Raw genomic sequence first — 10438 nt, 5'->3', positions numbered from 1 at the left:
CTCGACCCGTGGGAGATTCGCTACCGCAACGCGATCGCGCCGGGCGAGGTCCTGCCCAACGGCCAGATTGCCGACTGCTCCACGGCGCTCAAGGAGACCCTTGAGGCCGTCAAGGACGCTTACTACGCGCACCCCGGCCACGCGGGCATCGCCTGCTCGATGAAGAACGCGGGCGTCGGCGTGGGCCTGCCGGATGCCGGCCGCTGCAACATCCGCATCGAGGACGGCCGCGCCGTGATCTACGCCGCCACTTCCGACATCGGCCAGGGCTGCAACACGGTCTTCCTCCAGGACGTCGCCGAGGCCACGGGCCTTCCGCTGGCGAGCATCGCCAACGGCGAGTGCTCGACCGAGGCCGCGCCCGACTCCGGCACGACCTCCGGCTCGCGCCAGACGGTCGTCACCGGCGAGGCCGTGCGCGGCGCGGCGTTCCTGCTGCGCGACGCCATGCTCAAGGTCGAGGCCGGCGAGCCCGTGCCCGAGGGCCCCGTCCGCGCCAAGGGCGACGGAAAGAAGCATACCTTCGAGGACGGCACCGATTTCGAGGTGCCGGCCGAGCAGCTCACGCCCGGCCACGGCGTCCACGCCAAGGACCCCGCTGCGTGCCTGCGCGCCCTCGAGGGCCACGAGTTCTTCTACGAGTACCTCGAGCCGACCGACAAGCTCGGCGCCGACGTCCCCAACCCCAAGAGCCACATCTGCTACGGCTTCGCCACGCACGTGGTCATCCTGAACGACGAGGGCAAGGTCACCGAGGTCTACGCAGCGCACGACTCCGGCCGCGTCATCAACCCCATTGCTATCCAGGGCCAGATCGAGGGCGGCGTGCTCATGGGCATGGGCTACGCGCTCACCGAGGACTTCCCGCGCAAGGATTGCGTGCCCACGGCCAAGTACGGAACGCTCGGGCTTCTTCGCGCCGATGACATCCCCGAGATCCACGCCATCTACGTCGAGCGCGACGAACAGCTGCCCGTCGCCTACGGCGGCAAGGGCATCGGCGAGATCGCCACGATCCCGGCGGCGCCGGCGGTCCAGAACGCTTACCACGCCTGGGACGGCAAGCTCCGCCCGAACCTCCCCATGGAGGACACCTACTACTCCCACCGCCGTAAGCGCTAGGTCGCAGGGCAGACCTGCATGACCGTTCAGGGCGGGCGCGAACTCACCTTCGCGCCCGCCTTCTCGTTTGCGCGAGCCGTTTGCGTTAGGTATTTATAAGTACAACGACCTGCGGTTTTATTGACCGCCTACCGTCCAAACTGACCACCCGCGACCTTGTGCGCCGCGGGTTTCTTTGTATCTATAGAATTATTCAAAAGCAACATGTGTTCAGGTATTCCTGCTCTACCAGCTAGTTCAAAAAGTTTGTTAGCTTGCCTGTAAATATGCCTTTACAAGCTCGCCCGAATTCGAAACCAGTGCGTCACGTTTTTTGGTTAACCTAGGCTAGGAACTCGAGTGAACAACGAGGAGAGGAGGATGACGTGGCGGAACTGCTGAGGATGGAAAACGTCAGCAAGTGCTTCGGCTCGTTCTATGCCAACCAGGACGTTAACCTGACCGTAGGGGAAGGCGAGGTCCATACGCTCCTGGGCGAGAACGGCGCCGGCAAGTCCACGCTCATGAACGTCCTCATCGGCCTGTACCAGCCGACTGAGGGAAAGATCTTCATGCATGGCCAGGAGGTGCACATCACCAGTCCCGGCGTCGCCGTCGAGCACGGCATCGGCATGGTGCACCAGCACTTCATGCTCATCGAGGACATGACGGGCCTCGAGAACATCATTTTGGGGGACAAGCGCCATAACTCGCCGCTGCTCCAGTTGGCCGACGACCGCAAGGCGGTCGAGGAGATCATGGAGCGCTACGGCATGGAGATCGACCTCGACGAGAAGGTCGGCGACATGTCCATCGGCATGCAGCAGCGCGTCGAGATCATGAAGGTGCTCTTCCGCGGCGCGGACCTCGTCATCCTCGACGAGCCGACCGCCGTGCTCACCGACCTCGAGGTCGAGGGGCTCTTCGACATCATGCATTCCCTCACCGACGAGGGCAAGTCGATCATCTTCATCTCGCACAAGATGCGCGAGGTCATGCGGATCTCCGACTACGTCACGGTCCTTCGCCGCGGCAAGTCCGTCGAGACCGTCAAGGTCGCCGACACCACCGAGCAGGAGCTCGCCGACCTCATGATCGGCCAGAAGTTCACGGAGAACACCTACCAGAAGGTCACCGAGCCCGGCGAGGTCGCCTTCGAGCTCAAGGACGTGAGTTACCGCCCCGAGCTCAAGCACGGCGGCCTCAAGGACGTCAGCCTCGCCATCCACAACGGCGAGATCCTCGGAGTCGCCGGCATCGACGGCAACGGTCAGTCCGAGCTCGCGGCGCTGGTCACCGGCCTCATCAAGCCCGAAGGCGGCGAGGTCATCGGCCCCGACGGCACGAAGATCGCGCTGTTCAGCCCCTCCGACTTCATCAACTCCGGCCTCGCGAACATCCCCGAGGACCGCAACAAGATGGGCCTCGTGGGCGACATGACCATCGCTGAGAACCTCGTGCTCAAGCAGACCGAGTCCGATCGCTTCAGCGCGGGCCACGGCGCGTGGCTCAAGCTCGACGCCATCCACGAGTACGCCGAGAAGCTCCGTGAGGAGAACGACATCCGCTGCACTTCCGTCAACCAGACGGCTCGCTCGCTTTCCGGCGGCAACCAGCAGAAGGTCATCCTCGCCCGCGAGCTCGACAGCCACCCGAAGCTCCTCGTCGCCGTCTACCCGACGCGCGGCCTGGACATCGGCGCGACCGAGTTCATCCACAACCAGATCATCGCCCAGCGCGACGCGGGTTGCGCCGTCCTGCTCATCTCTGCGGACTTCGACGAGGTCCTGAAGCTCTCCGACCGCATCACGGTCCTCTTCGAGGGCCAGATCATGGGTACCTACCCCGGCGCGAACCCTCCGATCAAGGAGATCTCGCTCGCCATGGCCGGAAAGTAGGAGGGGATACACAGTGGCAAACACCAAACGCAAGCTCACGCCGGAGCAGCAGCACGAGAAGATGCTCTCGGTCCTCACGCCCGTCGTCTCGGTCCTTTTGGCGCTCGTCGTCGGCGCGATCATCATCGCCTGCCTCGGCAAGAACCCCATCGAGGGCTACGGCGCCATGCTCCAGGGCTCCCTCGGCGACATGGGCAAGATCGGCAAGACCCTCGAGCGCGCCTGCCCGCTCGTGTTCACGTCGCTCGCCGCGGTCTTCGCGTACAAGTGCGGCGTCTTCAACCTCGGCGGCGAGGGTCAGTTCATCATGGGCGCCTCCGCGGCCGCCTATATCGTGATCACCCTCGGCCTCACCGGCGTCCCCGCCGTGCTCGTCGCCCTCGTGGCGGGCATCGTCTTCGGCGGCCTGTGGGCGTTGCTCCCGGGTATCCTCAAGATCACCCGCGGGCTCAACGAGATGATCACGACGATCATGTTCAACTACATCGCCCTGTACTTCATGGAGTTCCTCTACAAGAACGTCTACTCTGACCAGGGGCTCCCGCAGACCCCGGCGATGCCCAAGTCCGCACACCTCGTCGACGTCGGCCCCGCGCACCTCGGCGTGCTCCTCGCCATCATTCTGGGGCTGCTCGTCTGGTACGTGATCTTCCGCACGAGCTTCGGCTTCAAGATCCGCGCCGTCGGCATGAGCCCGACCGCCTCGCGCGTCAACGGCTTCCCGGTGCGCCTGCTCACCCTTCTCGCCTTCGTCATCTCCGGCGCCATCGCCGGCATGGGCGGCATGATCGAGCTCTTCGGCAAGACCCCCTTCCGCCTGGCCGACGGCTTCGGCTCCGGCTTCGGCTTCGACGGCGTGGCCATCGCGCTGATCGCGCAGCTCAACCCCATCGGCGCCCTCGTCGTCTCGCTGCTGTTCGGCATCCTGTCCACGGGCGGCACGATGATGCAGTCGGTCATCGGCGTGCCCACCGCCATCGTCGACATCATCCGCGGCATGATCATCATCTTCGCCGTCGCCGGCATGGCCATGGTCAAGCTGCCCAAGGTCAAGGCGTTTCTCGCCGGCCTTGGCTCCAAGAACAAGAAAGCTGAGGTGACCGCGTAATGGACTTCATGGTCGCGCTTCCAACCATCATCAAGGCCATGGCCATGGGCGCCGTGCCCATCCTGCTCGCGTCCCTGGGCGAGGTCTTCTCCGAGCGCGCCGGCCTCGTGAACATCGGCCTCGAGGGAATCATGGCCGTCGGCGCCTTCGTCGCTTTCGCGGTCGGCAAGGTCACCGGCAACCTCTGGCTCGGCCTTCTGGCGGGCATGGCGGCGGGCGTGCTCATCAACATGATCTACGCCTTCTGCACGATCACGCTGTGCTCGGACCAGGTGGTCACTTCCATGGCCATCAACATCCTGGCCCCTGCCATCGCGCTGTTCGGCTACAACCTCTTCGTCGGCTCCAACCCCGACAACGCCACGGGCGCCCAGATGGCGAGCATCGCCATCCCCGGCCTCGCCGACATCCCCATCATCGGCAACGGCCTCTTTAACCAGACGCTGCTCGCTTATATCGCGTTCCTGCTCGTGCCGCTCGTCTCGTTCTTCTTCAAGCGCTTCCGCGCGGGCCTCTCGTTCCGCTCCGTCGGCGAGAACCCCCAGGCCGCCGAGACCCTCGGCATCAACGTCGTCCGCATCAAGTACGTCGCGTGCATTGTCTGCGGCGCCCTCGCGGCCGCCGGCGGCGCCTTCCTCACCATCTGCTACACCCCGATCTATACCGACGGCATCGTCGCCGGCCGCGGCTTCATCGCCCTGGCCACCGTCATCTTCGGTCGCTGGAGCGCGGTGGGCGTCATGCTCGCGAGCCTGCTGTTCGGCTTCTTCGACGGCCTGAACGTGGCCCTGCAGGCGAGCTTCCAGTCCGCCCCGGTCATGTTCTTCAAGATGATCCCGTACATCTTCACCATCGTCGCCCTCATGTTCTTCGGCTCCAAGCACGGTGGCCCGAAGGCGAACGGCAAGCCGTACTTCCGCGAGTCCCGTTAGTCGTCACTTGGTTCCAAGCCCACCGGTCTTTCGGTAACCCTGTGCCGGCGGGTATCTGCACTGCCTTCTGCCCGTCCGGGTAGAAGGGGAGTAAGGGAAAGCGGGCGCACACGCGCCCGCACGGTAGAAGGGAAGAACCATGTCCAAGCACAGCCTCGATCGTCGTCAGTTCCTCGGCCTTTCCGGCGCCGCCGCGGCCACCCTGGGACTTGCCGCCTGCGGCGGGTCCTCGTCCGACTCCGGGGACAAGAAGTCCGACGGCGACTCCACCGAGAAGAAGTCTTCCTACAAGGTCGCCATGATCATGAGCGGCATCATCACCGACGGCGGCTGGGACCAGGCCCACTACGAGTCCCTCAAGCGCGCCATCGAGAAGCACCCCAACTGGGAGATGCTCGAGCCCAAGGAGAACACCGCCAACGCCGACGCCGCCACCGCCGCCGAGTCCTACGTCGACCAGGACGTCGACCTCATCGTCGGCAACGGCAACCAGTTCGCCTCTACGTGGGCCGAGGTGGCCTCGGATGCCGCGGACTCCCACCCCAACGTGCACTTCCTCATCACCAACACCGACCCCGAGCAGGAGCTCGGCGACTACGAGAGCACCGACAACGTCGAGACCGTCCTGCCCGACTTCACGCAGCTCGGCGCGCTCGCCGGCGTCATCGCGGGTCTCATGACCCAGACGAAGTCCATCGGCTTCATCGGCGGCATGAAGCTCCCCTCCACGATCAACAAGTACTCCGCCTACCTGGCCGCCGCCCAGAAGATCGACCCCTCCATCCAGGGTCAGTACAACTTCGAGGCCGGCTTCTCCGACGCCGCCAAGGGTACCCAGCTCACCGAGCAGTGGATCAACTCCTACAACGTCGACGTCATGTGGGGCGACGCCTCCGCTGTCGACAACGGCTCGCGCAAGGCCCTCGAGGCCGCCGGCGCCGACACCCACTTCGACATCTCGCAGCCCATCGACATCATGGGCGACTCCCAGCCGACCGTCATCGCCTCCACGGTGACCGACTGGAAGATCGACCAGGCCATGGACGAGATCGAGAAGGGCTCCTTCGGCGGCGGCAAGGCCATCACCGCGAACATGGACAACGGCGGCGTCTCGCTCGGCAAGTTCTCCGACAAGGTCCCGGCCGACGTCCAGACCAAGATCAACGACTACGCCGACCAGATCAAGTCCGGCTCGCTCCTCACCGACGACGACATCAAGAAGATCAAGGACACGCTCGCCTAGCCAGTCGTTTTAAGGTTCGGGGCATATAGTCTTCACGAGGGCGGGACGTGCTCGTTGCGTCCTGCCCTCTTCTGTTCGATAAAGGGGCCGACGGCTCTTCGGCCTCGGTAAGGGGGGAGGGAACCACCATGAACATCACCAGACGCGACGCGGTCAAGCTCGGGGCGGGAGTCTTCGGCACGGCCTCTGCTCTTGGCCTCGCCGCCGCGCAGAAGGTGAACCAGCAGGTTAAGGGCTCCTATAACTTCGAGGCCGGCTTCACCGATGCCTCCTTCGGCACGAAGATCTGCGAGCAGTGGATCGCCGCGACGAGCCTCGATGTCATGTGGGGCGACGCCTCCGCGGTCGACAACGGCGCGCGCAAGGCGTTCGAGAACGCCGGCGCCGACACCCACTTCGACATCGCGCAGCCCATCGACGCCGTGGGCGACGCCCAGCCGAGCGTCGTGACCTCCACCGTCACGGATTGGATGTTCGGCGAGGCCATGGACCAGGTGGAGGCCGGCGAGTTCGGAGACGGCAAGGTCATCGAGGCGAACATCGACAACGGCGGCGCGTACCTTGGCTCGTTCTCTTCCAAGGTGCCCGAGGATGTCCAGAAGAAGATCGTCGAGTACACCGAGCAGGTCAAGGCGGGCACGCTCATCTCTGACGCCGACGTCGATGCCATTAAGGCCACACTTTAAGGCAGCTCACCGAACTTATTGTTAGGTTTGCCGGGCTCGGTGGATAGAATCGTCTAAACGAAGGGGCGGGGCGCAGCTCGCGTCCCGCCCACAGGAATCGCGCTGGATGCGCCGGGAAGGGGTAGACAATGACGATGAACACGGTTCTTTCGAGGAGAGAGGCCCTCAAGCTCGGCGCCGCCTGCGCCGCGACGGCGGCGATCGCCGGCTGTTCCTCGTCGGGCTCCGGTGACGCCCCGAGCGATAAGCGCACCCGCAGGGTCGCGCTCGTCATCTCCGGCCCCGCGCAGGACGGCGGCTGGGCACAGTCACACTACGACGCCATCAAGTCCGCGTGCAAGGAGCTCGGCGGCTGGCAGCTCGTCGAGCCGCAGGAGAACACGACGGCGGCGGCTTCCGCAGACCTCGCCCAGTCCTACGCCGACCAGGGCGTCGACCTCATCGTGGCCGCCGGCACGCAGTTTGCCTCCGCCTGGGGCGACGTCGTCGCCAAGGTCGCCAAGCAGCGCCCCGACTGCAAGTTCCTCTTCACCAACGCCGACCCCGCGCGCGACCTCGCGGGCTACTCGACGCTCGACAACGTCGAGGTCGTCGAGGTCGACTTTATGCAGATCGGCGCGCTCGCCGGCGTCGTGGCGGGCCTCATGACCTCCACGGGCAACATCGGCTTCGTCGGCGGCGACGCGCTCTCGTCGACCATGGCGAAGTACGACGCCTACGTCGCCGCGGCCCAGAAGGTGAACCCCAAGGTCCAGGGCTTCAGTGACTTCGGCGCGGGCTTCACCGAGGCGGGCGAGGGCAAGCGCGCCGCGAAGGCCCTCATCGATGCCCACGACGTCGACGTCATGTGGTCCGACGCCTCCGCGGCGGACAACGGCGTGCGCGAGGCGCTCGAGGAGGCCGGCGCGGACGACCACTTCGACATCGCCCAGCCCCGTGACCTCGACGGCACCTCCACCGTCATCGCCTCCACGGTCATCAACTGGCCCATGAAGGACGCGATGGACCGCGTGGCCAAGGATGCCTACGGCAAGGGTGCCTCCATCGCGGCCAACCTCGTCAACGGCGGCATCGCCCTTGGCAAGCTCTCCGACAAGGTCCCCTCCGACGTCCAGTCGAAGATCTCCGACTACGTCGACCAGATCTCTGCCGGCACGTTCTAACCACACCAACGCTGGGTGACAGTCATTGCGTGCAGCTTTCTGGGACACACATCATTCGGTGACACTCACCATGCAATGACTGTCACCCTGTGCGGCGTTTATTTGACGGACAACATCTGGGGGCATCCATCACTGGATGGCTGTTACCCAGAGCGGCGATTTTGGGACAGGCACGACGGCGCGGAGCGGCGCTGTCGTGCCTGTTTATTTTGCGGTCTGCTTACGAGTGCCATTAAGAAGTGAACTAGTTCAGATGCGAACCCAGCTTTCTAGCGTTAGACATACAAATGCATAACGAGAGGTAAATAGTGGTGTTCTCCCAGACGGCCAAGGCTCGAAACCTGCCGTTCGCCGTATAGATACTACGTTGATTTCCGCGACGGGTATGATACTCTCCAATACACGGTAATTCTTTATTATCGTGATTATCGAAGGAGAGGTGCTCCTATGGAGAGCTTGAAGGAAGTCGGACGCCCGGTCGTTCGCGTCGATGCCGCCGATAAGGTCACCGGCCGCGCCAAGTTCACCGACGACCTGTGCCCGAAGCCGTGCCTGGAGGCGAAGCTCCTGCACTCGACCATCGGCAACGGGCGCGTGGTGTCCATCGACACCTCCGAGGCGCTCGAGGTCCCCGGCGTCGTCGCGATCTACACCTGCTTCGACGTGCCCGACATCGTCTACCCCGTCGCGGGCCACCCGTGGTACGCCGACTCCGCGGCGCCCAAGCGCGACCAGGCCGACCGCAAGCTCCTCGACGACCGCGTGCGTATCTACGGCGACAACATCGCCGTTGTGGTGGGCGAGGACACCGTCGCCTGCGACCGTGCGCTTAAGAAGATCCATGTCGAGTACGAGGAGTACCCCGTCGTCTACGACGCGATCGAGTCCATGAAGGGCACGAACCCGCCCGTCCAAGAGCGTAAGCCGGACAACATCGTCACCCACACTTGCGCCCGCACCCCCGACGAGAAGCTCGCAGAGGCGGGCTACAAGACCGTCGAGGAGGCCCTCGAGGACCCCGCCTACCACCATGTGAGCATCCACTGCGAGAGCCGCGAGCAGTCCCAGGTCCACATCGAGACCTGCGTCTCGTACTGCTATATGGAGGGCCACAAGATCGTCTGCGTCAGCTCCACCCAGATTCCGCACGTCGTGCGCCGCGTCATCGGTCAGGCGCTCGGCATCCCCTGGGGCGACGTCCGCGTGATCAAGCCCTACATCGGCGGCGGCTTCGGCACCAAGCAGGACGTCCACTACGAGCCGCTCAACGCTTGGATCTGCAAGCAGCTCGGCGGCCGCTGCGTCAAGATGGAGCTCAGCCGCGAGGAGCTGTTCTGGGACACCTCCGGCCGCCAGCCCAAGACCTTCGACATCGAGTGCTCCTACGGCGACGACATGGCACTCCACGCGCGCAAGATCGTCGGCTACTCCAACACCGGCGGCTACGTCCACCACGGCCACGCCCTCGTGCTCAACTCCGTGAACTCCTTCCGCTGGCTTTACCACAACCTCGAGGTCGCGACCCACTCCGAGGCCTACACCATCCACACCAACGGCCCGCACACGGGCGCTATGCGCGCCTACGGCGTGCCCGAGGGCAACTGGGCGGCCGAGTGCCTGATGGGCGACATCGCCTACGACAACGGCTGGGATGGCGTCGAGTTCCGCCTGAAGAACGTCTATACAGACAAGTTCGTGGACGAGTTCACCCCGAGCGGCGTCATCGCGGCGCACACCTGCGCCATCCCCGAGTGCGTGGCCAAAGGCAAGGAATACATCGAGTGGGACCGCAAGAAGCGCGAGTACGCCAACGAGACCGGCCCCATCCGCCATGGCGTGGGCGTCGCGTTCTTCGTCTACAAGACCGCCGTCGCGCCCTTCGCGCTCGAGACCGCCACCGCCCAGCTCACGCTCAACCAGGACGGCACCGTCCAGCTCCAGATGGGCGCGACCGAGATCGGCCAGGGCGCGGACACCGTGTTCTCGCAGATGGCGGCCGAGGCCATCGGCATCGACACCGAGGACGTGCACATCGTCTCGCAGCAGGACACCGACGTCACGCCCTACGACTCCGGCGCCTACGCCTCGCGCCAGACCTACGTCAGCGGCGCCGCGGTAAAGAAGGCCGGCGAGACCCTGCGACGCAAGATCCTCGACTACGCGCGCTACCTCAGCGCGGGCGCCCCCGGCGAGCTCGACCTGCGCGACCACGCCATCTGGGACGGCGATGGAAACAAAGTCTGGGACCTGCCCGCCTTCGCGCTCGAGGCATACTACAACCTGAACGCCGCCGACCAGCTGAGCGCG

General features: G+C 64.9%; 8 protein-coding genes. All 8 read left to right on the top strand.

What is annotated here, in order from left to right:
• Positions 1-1122 (top strand): xanthine dehydrogenase family protein molybdopterin-binding subunit (locus ACT84W_RS03315; RefSeq protein WP_444328200.1); only part of this gene is annotated, 1122 nt, incomplete at its 5' end.
• Between the two features lie 365 nt (positions 1123-1487).
• Positions 1488-2999 carry an ABC transporter ATP-binding protein gene (locus tag ACT84W_RS03310; protein WP_444328199.1) on the top strand — a complete coding sequence of 504 codons (1512 nt, stop codon included), beginning with the start codon at positions 1488-1490 and terminating at the stop codon, positions 2997-2999.
• 13 nt (positions 3000-3012) lie between these two features.
• Complete coding sequence (locus ACT84W_RS03305; protein WP_444328198.1) at positions 3013-4107, top strand: ABC transporter permease; 1095 nt, start codon at positions 3013-3015, stop codon at positions 4105-4107.
• Positions 4107-5039 carry an ABC transporter permease gene (locus tag ACT84W_RS03300; protein ID WP_417575083.1) on the top strand — a complete coding sequence of 311 codons (933 nt, stop codon included), beginning with the start codon at positions 4107-4109 and terminating at the stop codon, positions 5037-5039. The genes ACT84W_RS03305 and ACT84W_RS03300 overlap by 1 nt, the downstream gene beginning before the upstream one ends.
• 139 nt (positions 5040-5178) lie before the next feature.
• Positions 5179-6282 (top strand): BMP family lipoprotein, encoded by a 1104-nt coding sequence (locus ACT84W_RS03295; protein ID WP_417575082.1) that lies wholly within the window; start codon positions 5179-5181, stop codon positions 6280-6282.
• 128 nt (positions 6283-6410) lie between these two features.
• On the top strand, positions 6411-6968 hold the full coding sequence (locus ACT84W_RS03290; protein ID WP_444328197.1) for a hypothetical protein: 558 nt from the start codon (positions 6411-6413) through the stop codon (positions 6966-6968).
• Between the two features lie 128 nt (positions 6969-7096).
• On the top strand, positions 7097-8131 hold the full coding sequence (locus ACT84W_RS03285) for a BMP family ABC transporter substrate-binding protein (protein ID WP_417575080.1): 1035 nt from the start codon (positions 7097-7099) through the stop codon (positions 8129-8131).
• Between the two features lie 447 nt (positions 8132-8578).
• Positions 8579-10438, top strand: a 1860-nt coding sequence (gene xdhA / locus ACT84W_RS03280; protein ID WP_444328196.1) for a xanthine dehydrogenase subunit XdhA, incomplete at its 3' end; no start/stop codon positions are given.

Origin of the sequence: Paratractidigestivibacter sp. (assembly GCF_052362415.1) — a bacterium.
Classification (GTDB): Bacteria; Actinomycetota; Coriobacteriia; order Coriobacteriales; family Atopobiaceae; genus Paratractidigestivibacter.
This window is presented reverse-complemented; position numbering and strand designations above follow the sequence as displayed.

Bases quoted from the DNA above. Each gene is read 5' to 3' on its own strand.
- ACT84W_RS03300 (WP_417575083.1), top strand. From the start codon at position 4,107: ATGGACTTCATGGTCGCGCTTCCAACCATCATCAAGGCCATGGCCATG.
- ACT84W_RS03295 (WP_417575082.1), top strand. From the start codon at position 5,179: ATGTCCAAGCACAGCCTCGATCGTCGTCAGTTCCTCGGCCTTTCCGGC.
- ACT84W_RS03290 (WP_444328197.1), top strand. From the start codon at position 6,411: ATGAACATCACCAGACGCGACGCGGTCAAGCTCGGGGCGGGAGTCTTC.
- ACT84W_RS03285 (WP_417575080.1), top strand. From the start codon at position 7,097: ATGACGATGAACACGGTTCTTTCGAGGAGAGAGGCCCTCAAGCTCGGC.